General features: G+C 68.2%; 19 protein-coding genes. 18 read left to right on the top strand and 1 reads right to left on the bottom strand.

Annotated features, from left to right (window positions below):
- The first annotated feature begins 18 nt into the window (after positions 1-18).
- From aroC to nusB, 6 genes are all read left to right on the top strand, one after another.
- A complete protein-coding gene (aroC, locus tag BLR03_RS09060) occupies positions 19-1218 on the top strand; it encodes a chorismate synthase (RefSeq protein ID WP_091251838.1) in 1200 nt (399 codons plus the stop codon).
- A gap of 71 nt (positions 1219-1289) precedes the next feature.
- Entirely contained in the window at positions 1290-1838 is a 549-nt protein-coding gene (locus tag BLR03_RS09055) for a shikimate kinase (protein ID WP_302846582.1), read from the top strand.
- On the top strand, positions 1838-2929 hold the full coding sequence (gene aroB, locus BLR03_RS09050; protein WP_091251835.1) for a 3-dehydroquinate synthase: 1092 nt from the start codon (positions 1838-1840) through the stop codon (positions 2927-2929). Before BLR03_RS09055 ends, aroB begins: the two co-directional genes overlap by 1 nt.
- On the top strand, positions 2929-3447 hold the full coding sequence (locus BLR03_RS09045) for a tetratricopeptide repeat protein (protein WP_091251833.1): 519 nt from the start codon (positions 2929-2931) through the stop codon (positions 3445-3447). The genes aroB and BLR03_RS09045 overlap by 1 nt, the downstream gene beginning before the upstream one ends.
- Positions 3448-3601: 154 nt before the next feature.
- Positions 3602-4165 carry an elongation factor P gene (gene efp, locus BLR03_RS09040; protein WP_056739180.1) on the top strand — a complete coding sequence of 188 codons (564 nt, stop codon included), beginning with the start codon at positions 3602-3604 and terminating at the stop codon, positions 4163-4165.
- A complete protein-coding gene (gene nusB / locus BLR03_RS09035; RefSeq protein ID WP_091251831.1) occupies positions 4165-4575 on the top strand; it encodes a transcription antitermination factor NusB in 411 nt (136 codons plus the stop codon). Before efp ends, nusB begins: the two co-directional genes overlap by 1 nt.
- 70 nt (positions 4576-4645) lie before the next feature.
- Here nusB and BLR03_RS09030 read toward each other — a convergent pair whose 3' ends face one another.
- Positions 4646-5881 (bottom strand): PrsW family intramembrane metalloprotease, encoded by a 1236-nt coding sequence (locus BLR03_RS09030; protein ID WP_175460475.1) that lies wholly within the window; start codon positions 5879-5881, stop codon positions 4646-4648.
- Between the two features lie 135 nt (positions 5882-6016).
- Between BLR03_RS09030 and pyrR the strand changes: the two genes are divergently transcribed.
- From pyrR to metK, 12 genes are all read left to right on the top strand, one after another.
- On the top strand, positions 6017-6616 hold the full coding sequence (gene pyrR, locus BLR03_RS09025) for a bifunctional pyr operon transcriptional regulator/uracil phosphoribosyltransferase PyrR (protein ID WP_091251828.1): 600 nt from the start codon (positions 6017-6019) through the stop codon (positions 6614-6616).
- Positions 6613-7620: an aspartate carbamoyltransferase catalytic subunit gene (locus BLR03_RS09020; protein ID WP_091251826.1), complete on the top strand. Its 1008-nt coding sequence runs from the start codon at positions 6613-6615 to the stop codon at positions 7618-7620. Before pyrR ends, BLR03_RS09020 begins: the two co-directional genes overlap by 4 nt.
- A complete protein-coding gene (locus BLR03_RS09015; RefSeq protein ID WP_091251824.1) occupies positions 7620-8990 on the top strand; it encodes a dihydroorotase in 1371 nt (456 codons plus the stop codon). Before BLR03_RS09020 ends, BLR03_RS09015 begins: the two co-directional genes overlap by 1 nt.
- Positions 8990-9511, top strand: a complete 522-nt coding sequence (locus BLR03_RS09010; protein ID WP_091251823.1) for a PH-like domain-containing protein — start codon at positions 8990-8992, stop codon at positions 9509-9511. Before BLR03_RS09015 ends, BLR03_RS09010 begins: the two co-directional genes overlap by 1 nt.
- Before the next feature lie 37 nt (positions 9512-9548).
- Positions 9549-10787: a glutamine-hydrolyzing carbamoyl-phosphate synthase small subunit gene (gene carA, locus BLR03_RS09005; protein ID WP_091251876.1), complete on the top strand. Its 1239-nt coding sequence runs from the start codon at positions 9549-9551 to the stop codon at positions 10785-10787.
- Complete coding sequence (gene carB / locus BLR03_RS09000) at positions 10787-14086, top strand: carbamoyl-phosphate synthase large subunit (RefSeq protein WP_091251821.1); 3300 nt, start codon at positions 10787-10789, stop codon at positions 14084-14086. Before carA ends, carB begins: the two co-directional genes overlap by 1 nt.
- Positions 14079-14945: an orotidine-5'-phosphate decarboxylase gene (pyrF, locus tag BLR03_RS08995; protein ID WP_091251819.1), complete on the top strand. Its 867-nt coding sequence runs from the start codon at positions 14079-14081 to the stop codon at positions 14943-14945. Before carB ends, pyrF begins: the two co-directional genes overlap by 8 nt.
- Before the next feature lie 225 nt (positions 14946-15170).
- The gene (gene mihF / locus BLR03_RS08990; protein ID WP_091251818.1) at positions 15171-15488 is read left to right on the top strand and encodes an integration host factor, actinobacterial type; all 318 of its coding nucleotides are present in this window, start codon (positions 15171-15173) and stop codon (positions 15486-15488) included.
- Between the two features lie 41 nt (positions 15489-15529).
- A complete protein-coding gene (gene gmk / locus BLR03_RS08985; RefSeq protein WP_091251817.1) occupies positions 15530-16099 on the top strand; it encodes a guanylate kinase in 570 nt (189 codons plus the stop codon).
- A gap of 44 nt (positions 16100-16143) precedes the next feature.
- Positions 16144-16404, top strand: a complete 261-nt coding sequence (rpoZ, locus tag BLR03_RS08980) for a DNA-directed RNA polymerase subunit omega (RefSeq protein ID WP_091251816.1) — start codon at positions 16144-16146, stop codon at positions 16402-16404.
- Between the two features lie 52 nt (positions 16405-16456).
- Entirely contained in the window at positions 16457-17764 is a 1308-nt protein-coding gene (locus tag BLR03_RS08975; RefSeq protein WP_091251815.1) for a bifunctional phosphopantothenoylcysteine decarboxylase/phosphopantothenate synthase, read from the top strand.
- A gap of 78 nt (positions 17765-17842) precedes the next feature.
- Positions 17843-19078, top strand: coding sequence for a methionine adenosyltransferase (metK, locus tag BLR03_RS08970; RefSeq protein ID WP_091251814.1), 1236 nt, complete (start codon positions 17843-17845; stop codon positions 19076-19078).
- Positions 19079-19135 lie beyond the last annotated feature (57 nt).

Below are 19135 nucleotides of genomic sequence, written 5' to 3'. Positions count from 1 at the left end.
CATGGCAGGATGGAATTTATGTTGCGTTGGTTGACTGCCGGAGAATCCCATGGCCCGGCACTGGTCGGAATAATTGAAGGCGTGCCCGCCGGTGTGGAACTCACCAGCGCCCAGATCAGCGAGGCGCTGGCCCGCCGCCGGCTCGGCTACGGCCGCGGCGCCCGGATGAAATTCGAACAGGACGTCGTCACGATCCTCGGCGGCGTCCGGCACGGCCTGACCCAGGGCGGTCCCGTCGCCATCCAGGTCGGCAACACGGAGTGGCCCAAGTGGGAACAGATCATGTCCTCCGATCCCGTGGCCCCGGAGGTCCTGGCCGACCAGGCCCGGAACGCCCCGCTCACCCGGCCCCGGCCCGGCCACGCTGACTTCACCGGCATGCAGAAATACGGCTTCGACGAGGCCCGTCCGGTCCTGGAGCGTGCCAGCGCCCGCGAGACGGCCACGAGGGTCGCGCTCGGCACGGTCGCCTCCGCCTTCCTTAGGCAGCTCGGGATCGAACTCGTCTCCCACACTGTGTCGATCGCCAGCGTTGCGGTGCCGGAAGGCCGGCCCCTGCCGGTCCCGGCCAACGTGCTGGCCCTCGACGCCGATCCTCTGCGCTGCTTCGACCGCGAAACCTCCGACGCCATGGTGGCCGAAGTGGACGTCGCGCACAAGGAAGGCGAAACCTTGGGCGGTGTCGTCGAGGTGCTCGCCTACGGCCTCCCGCCCGGACTCGGCAGCTACGTCCACTGGGACCGGCGCCTCGACTCGCGCCTGGCCGCGGCCCTCATGGGCATCCAGGCCATCAAGGGCGTCGAGGTCGGCGACGGCTTCCTCACGGCGGCCCGCCGCGGTTCGGCCGCCCACGACGAGATCGTCAAGGACGCGAACGGCAAGATCATCCGCACGTCCAACCGCGCCGGCGGGATCGAGGGCGGCATGAGCATCGGCGACGTCCTGCGCGTCCGCGCCGCCATGAAGCCGATCGCCACCGTGCCCCGCGCGCTCAAGACCGTGGACGTCAGCACGGGAGAAGCCGCCAAGGCACACCACCAGCGCTCCGACGTGTGTGCCGTTCCGGCCGCCGGCGTGGTGGCCGAGGCCATGGTGGCCCTCGTGCTCGCCGAGGCGGTCGCAGAAAAATTCGGCGGCGACTCCGTTCAGGAGACCGCCCGCAACATCAAGGGTTACCTGGACAACATCCCGGCGTCCCTGGACTCGATCGGCCACTAGTGCCGGCCTGGAACACCGACGGGCCCTCCGCCGCGGCGAAGCCCGCGGCACAACACGTCGGCCCGGTCGTCCTGATCGGTCCGATGGCCGTGGGCAAATCGGCGATCGGACAGCAGCTCGCGCAGCACCTGGGATCCGCCTTCGTGGACACCGACGCCGTGGTGGTGGCCCAGCACGGGACCATCGCCGAGATCTTCGCCAGCCGGGGGGAGCATGCCTTCCGTGAGCTGGAAGCCCGGGCCGTGGCCCACGCTATCGAAGAGGCACAGGGCAGCGACGCCGTCATTTCGCTGGGCGGCGGTGCTGTCCTTGACTCCGGCACGCAGCAGCTCCTGGCCCGCTGTACCGTGGTGTACCTCGAATGCGACGCCGAGACCGTGGCGGAACGCATCGCCAGGAATTCGGGCCGCCCGCTCCTGGCTGGCGACGCCATGGGCCGGTGGCGGACCCTCTTCGCCACCCGGCAGCCGGTCTACGAGCGGCTAGCGGACCTGGTCCTGGATGTCCGGAGCGGCAGCGTTCCGGAACTGGCTCACCGGCTGGAAGATGCGCTGGGGGAGTATGCCGCGGCGAAAACCGCTGCCGTGCCCGCCCCAGCGGCGACAAAGGAAGTTGAATAGTGAGTACCGAATCAACCGTCATCAAAGTCACCGGACCGACGCCCGGTGAGAACTACGACGTCGTGGTGGGCCGCGGCCTCCTGGCAAGCCTTCCGGGGCTCCTGGGCGAGCGCGTCAAGCGTGTCCTCGTCATCCACCCGCGCGCGCTCCGACTCACCGGCGACGCCGTCCGGGAAGAGCTGGCCGCCGCCGGCTTCACCGCGCTGACCGCCGAAATCCCGGACGCCGAAGAAGGCAAGCACATCGAAGTGGCGTCCTTCTGCTGGCAGGTGCTGGGGCAGAACGACTTCACCCGGTCCGACGCCGTCGTCGCAGTCGGCGGCGGCGCCGTGACCGACCTCGCCGGCTTCGTCGCCGCAACCTGGCTCCGCGGCGTCAAGGTCGTCCACATGCCCACGAGCCTGCTGGGCATGGTGGACGCCTCCGTCGGCGGCAAGACCGGCATCAACACCGCCGAGGGCAAGAACCTCGTGGGCGCGTTCCACCCGCCCGCCGGTGTCCTCGCGGACCTCGACACGCTCGAGACCCTGCCCAAGAACGAGATCATTTCCGGCATGGCCGAGGTCATCAAGTGCGGATTCATCGCCGATCCCGCCATCCTTGAACTGATCGAAAAGGACCCGTCCGCGGTCTCCGATCCCCGCTCGGACATCCTGCGGGAACTGATCGAACGCGCCATCAGCGTCAAGGCCCGGGTGGTCTCCGCCGATCTGAAGGAAACCGGCCAGCGAGAGATCCTGAACTACGGCCACACCCTGGGCCACGCGATCGAACTCGCCGAACGCTACTCCTGGCGCCACGGCGCCGCCGTCTCCGTGGGCATGATGTTCGCCGCCGAACTCGCCCGCAGCGTCGGCCGGCTCAGCGATGCCGACGCCGACAGGCACCGCAGCATCCTGGAAAGCCTTGGGCTTCCCATCACGTACCGCCGCGACCGCTGGCAGGCCCTCCTCGACGGCATGCGGCGGGACAAGAAGTCCCGCGGCGACCTGCTGCGGTTCGTCGTGCTCGACGGCATCGGCCGCCCCGGCATCCTCGACGTCCCGGACACGTCGCTGCTGTTCGCCGCCTACCAGGAGATCGCCTCCTGATGATGATGGTCAAGGGCGGCACGAGCGAGTGGCCGGACGCGGGATTTCCCGGGATCCGGATCAATCCGGAAAGCCTGATGCCCCAGATCGTCAACGAAGACGCCATGGCCGAGGCGTTGGCGGCCTCGACCGACCCCGGGGACCTGGTCTTCGTCCGGATCGTTGAAGGGCATGCCGCCGAGGCGGCCGAACTCCTCGCCGAAGCCCGGTACAAGGACCCGGCGTCGCTCCGGCTGCGGATCTTCGAGGCGGATGTGCTCCGGGTTTCCAACCGGTTCGACCGGGCCGTGGAGGTGTTCCGCCAGCTCCTCGCCGAGACCCAGGGCACCCTGGAAGAGGCCGCCGTTCGCCAGCATATGGGCCGGTCCTACTTCGCCGGCGGCAACGTCGGCGCCGCCGTCGAATCCTTCGCCAAGGCCCTCGATTTGCGGGTAGCCGGCTCTGCCGACGCGGCCCTCATCTACGCCTCCACGGTCGCGCTGCAGCGTGCCCGGGAAGTGCTGGAACAGCAGTCCTGAGCCTCCGTCGGGCAGCGGTCCACGGGAACCGGTAGAATAGAACTTGGATTTTTGACAAACACGCGCTGGCGGCCGCTTGGTATGCCGGCACGGCATACGACGTCCGGCCGATCGCACCGGCCGACAAGAACCAGATAGAAACTAAGAGGATACAGTGGCAACCACTAACGACATCAAGAACGGAACCGTCCTTAAGCTTGAGGGCCAGCTTTGGAACATCATCGAGTTCCAGCACGTCAAGCCCGGCAAGGGTGGCGCGTTTGTACGCACCAAGATGCGCAACGTGATGTCCGGCAAGGTCGTCGACAAGACCTTCAACGCCGGGCTCAAGATCGAGACGGCCACGGTTGACCGCCGCGACTACCAGTACCTGTACCAGGACGGCGCGGACTTCGTCTTCATGGACACCTCTGATTTCGATCAGCTCACCGTCCCGGCCGCCACCGTCGGGGACGCCACCAACTTCATGCTCGAAAACCAGATGGTCAACATCGCCATCCACGAGGGCAACCCGCTCTACATCGAGCTGCCCCCGAGCGTCGTTCTTGAGATCACCTACACGGAGCCGGGCCTGCAGGGCGACCGCTCCTCGGCCGGCACCAAGCCCGCCACGCTCGAAACCGGCTACGAGATCCAGGTGCCGCTGTTCGTCGAGAACAACACCAAGGTCAAGGTCGATACCCGCGACGGCAGCTACCTCGGCCGGGTCAACGACTAGTGAGTGCCCGAGGTAAGGCCCGGAACCGGGCCCTCGATGTCCTCTTTGAGGCCGAGCAGCGCTCCGCCTCTGCGTTCGACGTACTGAAGTCGCGCCGCGAGCAGACAGACCAGATCGTCAACCCGTACACCCTTGAAATCGTCGAAGGCGTGGTCTCGCACCAGGCCGCCATCGACGAGTTCCTGGAAACCTACTCGCAGGGCTGGACCCTGGAGCGGATGCCCTCGGTGGACCGCATCATCCTGCGGATCGGCACCTGGGAACTGCTCTACAACGACGACGTCCCGGACGGCGTGGCCGTCAGCGAGGCCGTGGCCCTGGCCAAGACGCTCTCGACCGACGAATCGCCGTCGTTCATCAACGGCCTGCTCGGCCGGCTCCAGCAGCTAAAGCCTTCCCTGCTGGCCTAAGCGCCCGTCGCAGCCAAGAACCCCCGTCCAGGACCGCCTGGACGGGGGTTCTTTCGTTCTTCGGACAGACTTAGCCGATGACGGCGGCCCGGAGGGCGGCGATTTCGGCGAGCTGGTGCTGCTCGTCGCGCTGGCGGGCCGGCACGTCCCGGCCACTGAGGATCCTTTGCCGGGTGAAAGCCAGCCGGGAGGCGGCATCGAACAGCGCCTTCATTTGCGCGCCCCGGCCCACGGACTTGGCCCAGCGCAGCGCAGCACGGCGGCCGCTGCTGGTGGCCAGCATGTCCACCTCGGCCGCGGTGAACCAGCCCGCGGCCGCGTATTCCCTGAGCCGCTGCCGGGTGAGCCTGCGCTCCGCCACTCGCAGCAGCACGATAACCAGTGCCGCCAGGAGGAAGATCGGCACCTGCACGAACACGTACTGGGCCAGGAAATCCTGGCCCATGCTGTTCCAGCCGCTGTGCAGCAGCATCGCAGGGACAAGGCCGGCGACAAACGCCAGGGCGGCGATCCCGTTGCTCCCGCGCCGCGCGGCGAATCCCATGATGATGCCGGTGGTACCCGTAAAGACGGCGTGGGCGAACGGCGACATCACCCCGCGGAGGAAGAACACCACCGCCAGGTCCGTGCCGGGAGCGCTGGATTCGGCGATGGCGCGGCCGAAGTAGAGGATGTTCTCCGTGAACGCGAAGCCTGCCGCGATCGTGAAGGCGAACACCACGCCGTCGACCGGCCCGTCGATGTCCTTCCGGGCGAACAACAGGAGCAACAACAGCCCGAGGGACTTCGCGAATTCCTCCACCACCGGGGCCTGGACGGTCACGGCGAACGTCGTATAGTCCAGCCCCGAGGCGGGCCCGGCCACCAAGGAAAAATAGGGTTGGATCAGCATCGTCACCGCTATGGAGACAACCGCTCCCCAGGCAAACGCGAAAAGCAGCAGCGGTTTCGGCTCCGGCTCCCAGCGGTCGATGAAACGCACCGTCAGCAGCACGGTGCCCAGGGGAACCAGCGAGGCCATGAAACCGACAACGAAGCCGGAGACTCCGGTCCTGGCCAGAAGGAAGGGCAGCACCAGGAAGAGACTGGCAAACGCCAGGAGTCCGCCGGCCAGCACGAGCCCCAGCGCGCCGGCGGTACCCCGGCCGTCCCGGACCGGCGCAGGGCCGGGCGGGAGCGCCGGCTGGAACCGGCCGCCACCGTTGGCCGGGGCCTGCCGGTAATGCTCCGGCCGGATCTGCCCCAACCACGTCGGGTTGGCCGGCTGGTCCGGCCCCGGCCCCGGCTTCGGCTCGTTCGTCGTCATGGCATCGAGCCTATGGCCGTGTGAGGTTAAACGCATTCCGGCGGCGGCAGGGGCACGTCCGGCTGTGGTAATTTGAAAGAGCAAATAATCCTTTTTTAATTCCGTCCCGTGAGGCGGGGAAAGGGGAGACGAGCTTTGACTTCCGTGCCATCAGCACCGGTTCCCGCGAACGTTGTGCTCACCCGGGTTGTCCTCAACCAGGCTGACATTGACCGCGCGCTTACTCGTATCGCCCATGAAATTCTTGAGGCCAACAAGGGCTCCCAGGACCTCGTCCTGCTGGGCATCCCGCGCCGGGGCTACCCCCTCGCCGTGCGCCTCGCCGCCAAGATCGCCGCCGCTGATCCCGCCGTGGACGCGGCCGCGATTGTCGGCCAGCTCGACGTCACGATGTTCCGCGACGACCTCTCGCACCAGCCGACGCGGCCCCCGTACCCCACCCAGCTCCCGCGCACCGGGATCGACAACAAAGTCGTAGTCCTCGTTGACGACGTCCTCTACTCGGGGCGGACCATCCGCGCCGCCCTGGACGCCATGATCGACCTCGGCCGGCCCAGGATCGTCCGGCTCGCCGTCCTCATCGACCGCGGCCACCGGGAACTGCCGATCCGCGCCGACCACGTGGGCAAGAACCTCCCCACCTCATCCGCCGAGAAGGTCCGTGTCCGGCTCGAGGAAACCGACTCCGTCGACGGCGCCCCCGTCAACGAAGTGGTCATCGAGGCCACCGCATGAGGCACCTGCTCTCCACTGAAGACCTCAGCCTGGCCAACGCCGTCCGCATCCTCGACACCGCCGAGGAAATGGCGGCAGTGGGGGAGCGCGAGGTCAAGAAACTGCCCGCCCTGCGCGGCCGCACCGTGGTCAACCTCTTCTTCGAAGACTCCACCCGGACCCGCATTTCCTTCGAGGCCGCCGCCAAGCGGCTCTCCGCGGACGTCATCAACTTCGCCGCCAAGGGCTCCTCCGTTTCCAAGGGCGAGTCGCTGAAGGACACGGCCCAGACGCTCGCCGCGATGGGTGCCGACGCCGTCGTCATCCGGCATTGGGCCTCCGGGGCCCCGCACCGGCTCGCCGCGACCGACTGGATCGACGCCGCCGTCATCAACGCCGGTGACGGCACCCACGAACACCCCACCCAGGCCCTGCTGGACGCCTTCACGATGCGCCGGCACTGGTCCAAACTGGCCGGCACGCCGTCCGCCGGGGCGGACCTGAAAGGCATGCGCGTCGCCATCGCCGGCGACGTCCTGCATTCACGGGTGGCCCGCTCCAACGTCTGGCTGCTGCGTACCCTGGGCGCCGAGGTCACGCTCGTCGCGCCGCCCACCTTGCTGCCCATCGGCGTCGACAAATGGCCCTGCGCGGTCAGCTTCGACCTCGACGAAACCCTGGCCCAGGGCGTGGACGCCATGATGATGCTCCGCGTCCAGGGCGAGCGGATGAACGCGTCCTTCTTCCCGACCACCCGCGAGTACTCGCGCCGCTGGGGGTTCGATGACAACCGGCTGCGCGCCCTCGACACCCTCGGGCTCAAGGACACCATCATCATGCACCCCGGTCCCATGAACCGGGGCCTGGAAATTTCCTCGGCCGCGGCGGACTCGCCCCGCTCCACCGTGCTGGCGCAGGTCCGCAACGGCGTCTCCATCCGGATGGCGGCACTGTACCTGCTGCTTTCCGGGGAGACCCGCGAACCAGCAACCTCTACCGCCGCCTACTCCAAGGAGAGCCACTGATGGCCGAACAGCAACAGCATGCAAGCACCAGCGGCGCCTACCTCATCCGCGGCGCCGCGATCCTGGGCGGAGCAGCCGAGGACCTCCTGATCCGCGACGGCGTCATCGCCGAACGCGGTCAGAACCTCTCAGCCGACGGCGCCACCGTCATCGAGGCCGCCGGCCTCGTGGCGCTGCCCGGCATGGTCGACATCCACACCCACCTGCGCGAACCCGGCCGCGAAGACGCCGAAACCGTGGAAACCGGCACCCGCGCCGCCGCACTGGGCGGCTACACTGCCGTGCACGCGATGGCCAACAGCACCCCGGTGGCGGACACCGCCGGCGTCGTCGAACAGGTCCTGACCCTTGGCCGGACCGCCGGCTGGGTGGACGTCCGCCCCGTGGGCGCCGTCACCGTGGGCCTGGCCGGTGAGCAACTGGCCGAACTCGGCGCCATGGCCGACTCCCGTGCCCGGGTGCGGGTGTTCTCCGACGACGGCATCTGCGTGCACGACCCCGTGCTGATGCGCCGCGCCCTGGAATACGTCAAGGCGTTCGACGGCGTCGTCGCCCAGCACGCGCAGGAACCCCGCCTCACTGCCGGCGCCCAGATGAACGAGGGCGAGGTCTCCGCCGTCCTCGGCCTGACCGGCTGGCCCGCCGTTGCGGAGGAAAGCATCATCGCCCGCGACGTGCTGCTCGCCCAGCACGTCGGGTCCCGCCTGCACGTCTGCCACGTCTCCACGGCCGGTTCCGTGGAGATCATCCGCTGGGCCAAATCCCGCGGCGTCAACGTCACCGCCGAGGTCACCCCGCACCACCTCTGGCTCACCGACGAGCTCGCCCGCAGCTACGACCCCGTCTACAAGGTCAACCCGCCGCTGCGCACCGACGCCGACGTCCAGGCGCTCCGCGCCGCGCTGGCCGACGGCACGATCGACGTCGTCGGCACCGACCACGCCCCGCACCCGAGCGAGCACAAGGAATGCGAGTGGGCCCAGGCGGCCATGGGCATGACCGGCCTCGAAACGGCGCTCTCGGTCGTGCAGCACACCATGATCGAAACCGGGCTCATGGGCTGGGAAGATTTCGCCCGCGTCACGTCCACGGCCCCGGCCGCCATCGGCCGGCTCCAGGACCAGGGCCGACCGCTCGAAGCCGGCGAACCCGCCAACGTCATACTCGTAGACCCGGCTGCGCGCTGGACCGTGGACCCTTCTAAGATGGCAACCATGGGCCGTAACTCTCCGTTCGCGGGCCGGGAACTTCCCGGCCGGGTGGTGGCGACGTTCTTCAAGGGCCACCCCACCGTCCTGGACGGCAAACTCAACACCCCGTACCGGTGGCCGGCCGACGCTGTCGACGCCGCACCGGCGGGCCGACCCTGATGGACCGGTTGCTCGTCCTCGGCATTGCCACCGCGGTGCTCCTCGTTGCAGCGTTTGTGCTGCTGGCGCTCGGCTGGCGGAACCGCCTGCGCCGCCAGGCCGACGTCGAGCCCCTTCCCGAGGTCCCCGCCGACCTCGGCGCCCCGCTGGCCGCCGCCGACGGCCAGTACGTCGCCTCCACCACCGCCGGGGACTGGCTGGACCGGATCGCGGTCCACCACCTGGGCATCCGCACCAACGCCGGCCTCAGCGTGCACCCCGAAGGCGCGCTGTTCGAGCGCGCCGGTGCCGGCCCGGTGTTCATCCCGGCCGGACGACTCACGGGCGTGCGCCTGGAAAGCGGCATGGCCGGAAAATTCGTGGAAAAGGATGGCCTGCTGGTGCTCAGCTGGATGCTGGGCTCCCGCGAACTGGACACCGGCTTCCGGACCCGGCATGCCGACGACAAAACGACCCTGCTCAACGCGCTGCAAGAATTGATCTCCGCAGCCCCCCAGGCCAACGCCGATAGTGGAAAGTAACGACGTGACGGACCCCAACGAAGTGATTGAAAAAACAGTGACAGAAGCTGCAGAGCCAGCAACCGCTGCCGCGGCAGCATCCACCCCCGCAGTCCTCGTGCTCGAAGACGGCCGGATTTTCCGCGGCACCAGCTACGGCGCCAACGGAACCGCCCTTGGCGAGGCGGTCTTCGCAACCGGCATGACCGGCTACCAGGAGACCATCACGGACCCCTCCTACGCACGCCAGCTCGTGGTCCAGACCGCGCCGCACATCGGCAACACCGGCGTCAACTCCGACGACGCCGAATCCCGCCGCATCTGGGTGGCCGGCTACATCGTCCGCGACGCCGCCCGCCGGCCCTCCAACTGGCGCTCCGAGCGTTCCCTGGACGACGAGCTCGTCGAGCAGGGCATCGTCGGCATCCAGGGCGTGGACACCCGCGCCATCACCCGCCACCTGCGCGAACACAAGACCATGCGCGCCGGCATCTTCTCCGGCGACGCCGCCCGCGCCACGGACAAGGAACTCGTCGACGCCGTCCTGGCCAGCGCCCCGATGGAAGGCTCACGGCTCGCCGAGGAAGTCAGCGTTGACGCCGCCTACACGGTGGAACCCAAGGACTTCGGCTGGGACGGCGAACCCCGCTTCAGCATCGCCGCGATCGACCTAGGCATCAAGCGGATGACCCCCGTCCGGTTCGCCGAACGCGGCGTCCGCGTGCACGTGCTCCCCGCGACCGCAACCCTCGCCGACGTCAAGGCCGTCAACCCCGACGGCTTCTTCATGTCCAACGGCCCCGGCGACCCCGCCACCGCGGACAACCAGGTCAAACTGCTGCGCTCGGTGCTCGATGAGAAGATCCCGTACTTCGGCATCTGCTTCGGCAACCAAATCCTGGGCCGCGCGCTCGGCTTCGGCACCTACAAGCTGCGCTACGGCCACCGCGGCCTGAACCAGCCCGTGATGGACCGCCGCACCGGCAAGGTGGAAATCACCTCGCAGAACCACGGCTTCGCCGTCGACGCCCCGCTCGACGGTGCCACGCAGGCGCCCGAGGAGCGTTACGGCCGCGTCGAGGTCAGCCACGTCAGCCTCAACGACGACGTCGTCGAGGGGCTCTCCTGCCTCGACATCCCCGCGTTCTCGGTGCAGTACCACCCCGAAGCGGCCGCCGGCCCGCACGACGCCGCCTACCTCTTCGACCGCTTCATCGATCTGATGGCGGACGCTTCTGCAAAGACAGAGACAGACACAAAGACTGCCACCGAACCCAAGACTGAGGACAACAAGTAATGCCCAAGAGAACTGACCTCAAGAGCGTCATGGTCATCGGGTCCGGCCCGATCGTGATCGGCCAGGCGGCCGAATTCGACTACTCCGGCACCCAGGCACTGCGCGTCCTCAAAGAGGAAGGCCTGCGGGTCATCCTCGTCAACTCCAACCCGGCCACCATCATGACGGACCCCGAGTTCGCCGACGCCACCTACGTGGAGCCGATCACCCCCGAGGTGGTCGAGAAGATCATCGCCAAAGAGCGCCCCGACGCGCTCCTGCCCACCCTCGGCGGGCAAACGGCCCTCAACACGGCCATCGCGCTGGACAAGAACGGCGTCCTGGAGAAGTACAACGTCGAGCTGATCGGCGCCAACATCGCCGCGATCGAGCTGGGCGAGGACCGTGAGAAGTTCAAGGGCGTCGTGGAGCGCTGCGGCGCCGAGTCGGCGCGCAGCCACATCATCCACACCATGGACGAGGCACTCGCCGCGGCCGAGGACCTGGGCTACCCGATGGTCGTCCGGCCCTCCTTCACCATGGGCGGCCTCGGCTCCGGCCTGGCGTACGACGAGAACGATCTCCGCCGGATCGTCGGCCAGGGCCTGCAGTACAGCCCGACCAGCGAGGTGCTGCTCGAAGAGAGCATCCTCGGCTGGAAGGAATACGAGCTCGAGATGATGCGGGACAAGAACGACAACGTCGTGGTGGTCTGCTCCATCGAGAATTTCGACCCCGTCGGCGTCCACACCGGTGACTCCATCACGGTCGCTCCCGCCCTGACCCTCACCGACCGCGAATACCAGCGGCTGCGCGATATCTCCATCGCCGTTATCCGCGAAGTCGGCGTCGACACCGGCGGCTGCAACATCCAGTTCGCCGTCGAACCGCACACCGGACGCGTCGTCGTCATTGAAATGAACCCGCGCGTCTCGCGCTCCTCGGCCCTTGCCTCGAAGGCCACCGGTTTCGCGATCGCCAAGATCGCCACCAAGCTCTCCCTCGGCTACACCCTGGACGAAATCCCCAACGACATCACCCAGAAGACGCCGGCGTCCTTTGAACCGACCCTGGACTACGTCGTCGTGAAGGTTCCGCGCTTCGCGTTCGAGAAGTTCCCGGCAGCCGACCCCACCCTGACCACCACCATGAAGTCGGTGGGCGAGGCCATGGCCATGGGCCGGAACTTCACCGAGGCCCTGCAGAAGGCCCTGCGCTCCCTGGAGCAGAAGGGCTCCCAGCTGGACTTCAGCCACGTCCCGGAATGGGAAGTCGCGGAGCTGATCGAGAAGTCCAAGCGGCCCACTACCGAACGCCTGCACCAGGTCCAGCGCGCCCTGCTCGGCGGCGCCACCGTGGAACAGCTCTTCGAGGCCACCAAGATCGATCCCTGGTACCTGGACCAGCTCCAGCTGCTCAACGAGATCTCCCGGGAGATCCGCACGTCCAGTGCCCTGACCCACGAGATGCTGCAGCGCGCCAAGCGCCACGGCTTCTCCGACGAGCAGATCGGTGCCCTGACGCACAACTCCGAGGCCGTCGTCCGCGGCGTCCGGCAGGCCCTGGGCATCCGCCCGGTCTACAAGACCGTGGACACCTGCGCCGCCGAGTTCGCCGCGTACACCCCGTACCACTATTCGTCCTATGACGAGGAGGACGAGGTGGCGCTGCACGCCAAACCGTCGATCATCATCCTCGGCTCCGGGCCGAACCGGATCGGCCAGGGCATCGAGTTCGACTACTCCTGCGTCCACGCCTCCATGGCGCTGCGCAAGGCCGGCTACGAGACCGTCATGGTCAACTGCAACCCCGAAACCGTCTCCACCGACTACGACGTCTCCACCCGCCTGTACTTCGAACCGCTTACCCTCGAGGACGTCCTCGAGGTCATCGCGGCCGAAGAACGCACCGGCGGCGTCATGGGCGTCTTCGTCCAGCTCGGCGGCCAGACGCCGCTCAAGCTCGCCCAGCAGCTGGCCGACGCCGGCGTGCCGATCCTCGGCACGTCCCCGGAGGCGATCGACCTCGCCGAGCACCGCGGCGCCTTCTCCCAGGTCCTCGACAAGGCCGGGCTCATCTCGCCCAAGAACGGCACCGCCGTGTCCTTCGAGGACGCCAAGAAGATCGCCGACGAGATCGGCTACCCCGTGCTGGTGCGCCCGTCCTACGTCCTGGGCGGCCGCGGCATGGAGATCGTCTACGACGAGCCCAATCTCTCCCGGTACATCGCGAACGCCACCGAGATCACCCCGGAGCACCCGGTGCTGATCGACCGGTTCCTGGAGGACGCCGTCGAGATTGACGTCGACGCCCTGTACGACGGTACGGAGATGTACCTCGGCGGCATCATGGAACACATCGAGGAAGCCGGCATCCACTCCGGTGACTCCGCGTGTGTGCTGCCGCCGATCACGCTCGGGAACAACGTCCTGGAGCGGGTCCGCACCGCCACGCTCGCCATCGCCGAAGGCGTGGGGGTCCGCGGCCTGATCAACATCCAGTTCGCCCTGGCCTCCGACGTCCTGTACGTCCTGGAAGCCAACCCGCGCGCCTCACGCACCGTGCCATTCGTCTCCAAGGCCACCGGCGTCCAGATGGCGAAGGCCGCAGCACTGATCGGCACCGGCGTCACCATCAACCAGCTCCGGAGCGCATACAAGATGCTGCCGGAGACCGGCGACGGCTCCACCCTGCCGCTGGAAGCGCCCGTCTCGGTCAAGGAAGCCGTGCTGCCCTTCAGCCGCTTCCGCACCCCCGAGGGCAAGGTGGTGGACTCCCTGCTCGGCCCGGAAATGCGGTCCACCGGCGAGGTCATGGGCATTGACAAGCACTTCGACACGGCCTTCGCCAAGAGCCAGGCCGCCGCGAACAACGCCCTGCCCACCGAGGGCAAGATCTTCGTCTCCGTGGCGAACCGGGACAAGCGCTCGGTGATCATGGGCGTCAAGAGGCTCTCCGACCTCGGCTTCGAGATCGTCTCCACCGGCGGCACGGCGGACGTCCTGCGCCGCAACGGCATCCAGGCCACCCCGGTCCGGAAGGTCGCGGAGGGCTCCAGCGCCGAGGGCGAAGGCACCATCGCGGACCTGATCGTCGCCGGCGAAATCGACATGGTCTTCAACACGCCCTCCGGCGGCGAAGCCCGCAGCGACGGCTACGAACTGCGTGCGGCGGCAACGTCGATCGGCATCCCGTGCATCACCACCGTGGCCGAATTCAACGCCGCGGTCCAGGCCATCGAGGCGCTGCGCACCTACGAATGGTCCGTCACGAGCCTGCAGGAGCACGCCGCCTACCTCAAGGCCCTCCAGGATGCCTGAGGCAGGCACCGCAGCACTGGCCGGCCGGGAGTCCTTCGGCTCCCGGCTGGGCCGGGCCATGGCGGCCCGCGGCCCGCTGTGCGTCGGCATCGACCCGCACCCAGCCCTCCTGCAGCAGTGGGGCCTGACGGACGACGCCGCGGGGCTGGAACGCTTCTCGCTGACCGTTCTGGAGGCCGTGGGCTCCCTCGCTGCCGCGGTCAAGCCGCAGGTGGCCTTGTACGAACGGCACGGTTCGGCCGGGATCGCCGTGCTCGAACGCACCCTGGCCGCGGCGACGGACGCCTCCGTGCTGACCATCGCGGACGCCAAACGCGGCGACATCGGCTCCACGATGGCCGCCTACGCCGACGCCTGGCTGCGGGACGGCTCCGCGCTGGCCGCGGACTCGGTCACGCTGAGCCCGTACCTGGGCTTTGAGTCGCTCAGGCCCGCCCTGGACCTGGCGGCCGAGACCGGGCGGGGCGTGTTCGTGCTCGCTCTGACCTCCAACCCGGAAGGTGCGTCCGTGCAGCATGTCGGCGGCGCGGACTCCGTTGCGCGGCGGATCACGGAGGCTGCCGCGGCGGAAAACCGGCGCTACGACGGATCCCTCGGTTCTGTGGGACTCGTTGTCGGCGCCACGGTGGGCTCGGCCCTTTCCGAACTCGGCCTCGACCTCGCGGCGGTCCGCGGGCCCATCCTTGCCCCCGGATTGGGCGCGCAGGGGGCCACGGCCGCGGACCTGCGCCGCACCTTCGGTGCGGCGTATCCCCAGGTCCTGGGCACTTCCAGCCGGGACATCCTCGGCGCCGGGCCGTCGCTGTCGGCCCTTCAGGACGCCGCGCGGCGTACCCTCGAGGAGCTCACCGCGGCCTGACACCGGCCGCCCGGACCGTCCCGGCCGGTCCCGGGACGGTCCGGGCTTTCCGGCTCCTCGACCTTCCGGGACATGGGCTTCCCCTTCGGGAGCTGTCCCGCCCCGCGGCGGCCACAGTTTTCCATTGATTTCTGAGGTCACCAGACGGTAGGTTCAGGACAGGACTGCGGCATGGGCAACGGTGCCCGTCCGGCTAGGCAGTCCGGCCATGCAGGGAGGACTTCAATGAGTTTGAAACCCCTCACTCCGCAGGAGCGTTCCGACGCTCTTCGCAAGGCCGCTGCCGCCAGGGCCACCAGGGCCGCGGCCAAGGAGCGGCTCAAGACGGGGGAGCTGAGCATCGCCGACGTCATCAGTTCCGCCGAAACCGACGACGCCATTGCCCGCATGAGGATCGTCGAGCTGCTGGAGGCCCTCCCCGGGATCGGCCGGGTCCGCGCGGCGGCCATCATGGAGCAGCTCGGCATCGCACAGTCCAGGCGGGTCCGCGGCCTGGGAATCCACCAGCGCCGGGCGCTGGTAGATTTTATTGACGACAAATAGTTCGCTCCGCCGAGCTGCCCCACCACCGCCCAAAGGAATATGTGAGCAAGAATCCGGGACTGACAGTCCTCGCCGGACCGACGGCTGTTGGCAAAGGCACCGTGTCCACCTACATCCGGGACAACTATCCCGGCGTCTGGCTCTCAGTATCGGCCACGACGCGCCCTCCGCGGCCGGGGGAACAGGACGGCATCCACTACTTCTTCAAGTCGGCCGAGGAATTCGATTCCCTGATCGAAAACGGCGAGCTGCTCGAATGGGCCGTGGTCCACGGCCGCAACCGCTACGGTACGCTGCGCAGCACGGTGGAGGCCGCCATCGCGGAGGGCCGCTCCGTGCTGCTGGAGATCGACCTGCAGGGCGCGCGGCAGGTCAAGGAGGCCGTCCCGGACGCCCAGTTTGTCTTCCTGGCGCCCCCGAACTGGGACGAAATGGTCCGCCGGCTGGTCGGCCGCGGCACCGAAAGCGCCGAAGAACAGCGGCAGAGGCTGGAAACCGCTAAACTAGAACTTGCCGCTGAACCGGAGTTCGACCACACCGTCATCAATGATGACGTTCGTCGGGCAGCGGACGAGCTTGTTTCACTCATGGGGCTGACCCCGAACCCGTAGCTCAGGCGCCGGGACGTACCGGCCCGTTAGAATTTGGAGAATTCGTGTCCACGAACCTTGAAGGCATCATCAACCCGCCGATCGACGAGCTGCTGAAGGCCGCCGACTCGAAGTACGGACTGGTGATTTTCGGTGCCAAGCGCGCGCGCCAGATCAACGCGTACTACGCCCAGCTGCACGAGGGCCTGTTTGAGTACGTCGGTCCGCTGGTCGACACCAAGCTCAACGAGAAGTCACTCTCGATCGCCCTGCGCGAAATCAACGAAGGCAAGCTCGTTTCCACGCCGATCCAACCCGCAGAGTAATTCCCCCTGCGGGAAGAGCTAAGTAAACAGACTGCCTGTTGACGGAGATCACGTGCGCATAGTCCTCGGAGTCGGGGGAGGGATTGCCGCCTACAAGGTGGCGTCGCTCCTCCGGCTTTTTACTGAAGCCGGCCATGACGTCACCGTCATCCCCACGGAGGCGGCCACCCGCTTCGTCGGCGTTGCCACCTGGGAGGCCCTTTCCGGGCACCCGGTGAGCAACAGCGTGTTCGACGCCGTCCACACCGTCAACCATGTCCGGCTCGGCCACGAGGCCGAGCTGATCGTGGTGGCTCCTGCCACGGCCGATCTCCTGGCCCGTGCGGCCACCGGCCAGGCCGATGACCTCCTCACCAACACCCTGCTCATGGCCGGCGACTGCCCCGTGCTCATGGCCCCGGCCATGCACACCGAAATGTGGCAGCACCCGGCCACGCAGGCCAACGTCGAAACCTTGCGCAGCCGCGGCGTCACCGTCCTGGAACCCGCGAGCGGCCGGCTGACCGGCGCCGACTCCGGCCCGGGCCGGCTGCCCGAGCCCGGGGCGATCTTCACCGCGGCCATGGCCCTCGCCGGTGCGCCCGCCGCTCCGGCAGCACCTCCGGCCGCCGCGGACATGGAGCCGCGCACTTCTTCGGATCCGGCCGACGCCGTGCCGCCGGCCATCCGGCCCCTGGCCGGGCTCACCGTGACCATCAGTGCCGGCGGCACCCGGGAACCGCTGGACCCCGTGCGGTTCCTCGGCAACCGTTCCTCCGGCAAACAGGGCGTGGCCCTGGCCGCCGCCGCCCTCGACGCCGGCGCCCGGGTCCGCCTGCTGGCCGCCCACATGGAGGTCCCGGCGCCCGCCGGCGTCGAACTCGTCCAGGTGGAGACGGCCTTGGAACTGCGGAAGGCGGCGCTGCACGCGGCCGCGGACTCCGACGTCGTCATCATGGCCGCCGCCGTCGCGGACTTCCGCCCCGCGGACGTCTCCGGCACGAAGATCAAGAAGCGCGACGACGTCGCGGATCCCGTGATCAACCTGGTGCGCAACCCCGATATCCTGCGGGAGCTCGTCGAGGTCCGCGACGCCGCCTCCCGGAACCAGCTGATCGTCGGCTTCGCCGCCGAGACCGGCGACGCCGGCGGCGACGTGCTCGAGTACGCCCTGGCCAAGCTGCGCCGGAAGGCCTGTGACCTGCTGGTTGTCAACCAGGTGGGACGGGACAAGGTCTTTGGCGAAGACACGAACTCCGTAGTCATCCTTTCCCGCGCCGGCTCCGAACCCCAAGAGGCGTCGGGTTCCAAATCCGACGTTGCGGCTGCCGTGATCGACAGGGTCAGCGCCGAGCTGAGCCGGGTTGTACCGCCGGCCTAGGCCCGGCGTAACCAAGGTCTCCTTAGCATGGAGACACACGCCGCCGGACGTCCGTTTTCCAACCAGTAAGGTAGTTGAGTGACTTTACCGCTGCACATCCCTGACTTCCACGGGTCTACGCCCGCCGCGCTCCGGCTCTTCACGTCCGAGTCCGTGACAGAAGGCCACCCCGACAAGATCTGTGACCAGATCAGCGATGCGATCCTCGACGCGCTCCTCGCCAAGGACCCGGAGTCCCGGGTGGCCGTGGAGACGCTGGCCACCACCGGGCTGGTCCACGTGGCCGGCGAGGTCACCACCGACGCCTACGTCGAGATCCCGCAGATCGTCCGGGAGACCATCCTGGGCATCGGGTACGACTCCTCGGCCAACGGCTTCGACGGCGCCCGCTGCGGCGTCTCCGTCTCCATCGGCCAGCAGTCCAACGACATCGCCGGCGGCGTGTTCAACTCGCTCGAAGCCCGCGAGGGACGCCAGGAGGACGACTACGACCTCCAGGGCGCCGGGGACCAGGGACTCATGTTCGGTTACGCCAGCGACGAGACCCCGTCCTACATGCCCGTGCCGATCTGGCTCGCGCACCGGCTCTCCGAGCGGCTGACCGAGGTCCGCAAGAACGGCGAGCTCGCGTACCTGCGCCCCGACGGCAAGACCCAGGTCACTGTGGGCTACGACGGCGACCGCCCGGTCTCGGTCGAGACCGTCGTCATCTCCAGCCAGCACGCCGAGGGCGCCAGCCTGGACCAGCTCCGTGCCGACCTCGCCGAGCACGTGGTGGATCCGGTCATGGCACTGTCCAACCTGGACACGTCGCGGACGCGCAACATCCTCAACCCCGCCGGCGCCTTCGTCATTGGCGGCCCGGTGGGCGATGCCGGCCTGACCGGCCGCAAGATCATCGTCGACACCTACGGCGGCATGGCCCGTCACGGCGGCGGCGCGTTCTCCGGCAAGGATCCGTCGAAGGTGGACCGCTCCGCCGCGTACGCCATGCGCTGGGTTGCCAAGAACGTGGTAGCGGCCGGTCTCGCCAAGCGCGCCGAAATCCAGATCGCGTACGCGATCGGCCAGGCCCGCCCGGTGGGAACCTACGTTGAGACGTTCGGCACCGAAACCGTCGACCCGGCCCGGATCAGCGCCGCGATCGCGGAGATCTTCGACCTCCGTCCGCGCGCCATCATCGACGCCCTGGACCTCAAGCGCCCGATCTACGCCAAGACCGCCGCCCACGGGCACTTCGGCCGCGAGGACCCCGACTTCACGTGGGAGCGGCTGGACCGGGTGGACGAGCTGAAGGCCTTCTTCAACGCCTAAGGCCCAAGACCGCACTGATGTTGGAAACGTTATTGCTGCTCCCAAGAATGTCAGTGC

The organism is Arthrobacter sp. ok909, assembly GCF_900104405.1.
Lineage (GTDB): Bacteria > Actinomycetota > Actinomycetes > Actinomycetales > Micrococcaceae > Arthrobacter > Arthrobacter humicola.
The sequence above is the reverse complement of the archived record's forward strand: the minus strand, read 5'-3'. Positions and strand labels throughout refer to the sequence as shown.

Coding starts and splice junctions, on each gene's coding strand:
- BLR03_RS09030 (WP_175460475.1), bottom strand. CDS start 5,881: ATGACGACGAACGAGCCGAAGCCGGGGCCGGGGCCGGACCAGCCGGCC.
- BLR03_RS09015 (WP_091251824.1), top strand. CDS start 7,620: ATGGCCGAACAGCAACAGCATGCAAGCACCAGCGGCGCCTACCTCATC.
- pyrF (WP_091251819.1), top strand. CDS start 14,079: ATGCCTGAGGCAGGCACCGCAGCACTGGCCGGCCGGGAGTCCTTCGGC.
- aroC (WP_091251838.1), top strand. CDS start 19: ATGTTGCGTTGGTTGACTGCCGGAGAATCCCATGGCCCGGCACTGGTC.
- BLR03_RS09010 (WP_091251823.1), top strand. CDS start 8,990: ATGGACCGGTTGCTCGTCCTCGGCATTGCCACCGCGGTGCTCCTCGTT.
- carB (WP_091251821.1), top strand. CDS start 10,787: ATGCCCAAGAGAACTGACCTCAAGAGCGTCATGGTCATCGGGTCCGGC.
- BLR03_RS09020 (WP_091251826.1), top strand. CDS start 6,613: ATGAGGCACCTGCTCTCCACTGAAGACCTCAGCCTGGCCAACGCCGTC.
- BLR03_RS09045 (WP_091251833.1), top strand. CDS start 2,929: ATGATGATGGTCAAGGGCGGCACGAGCGAGTGGCCGGACGCGGGATTT.
- mihF (WP_091251818.1), top strand. CDS start 15,171: ATGAGTTTGAAACCCCTCACTCCGCAGGAGCGTTCCGACGCTCTTCGC.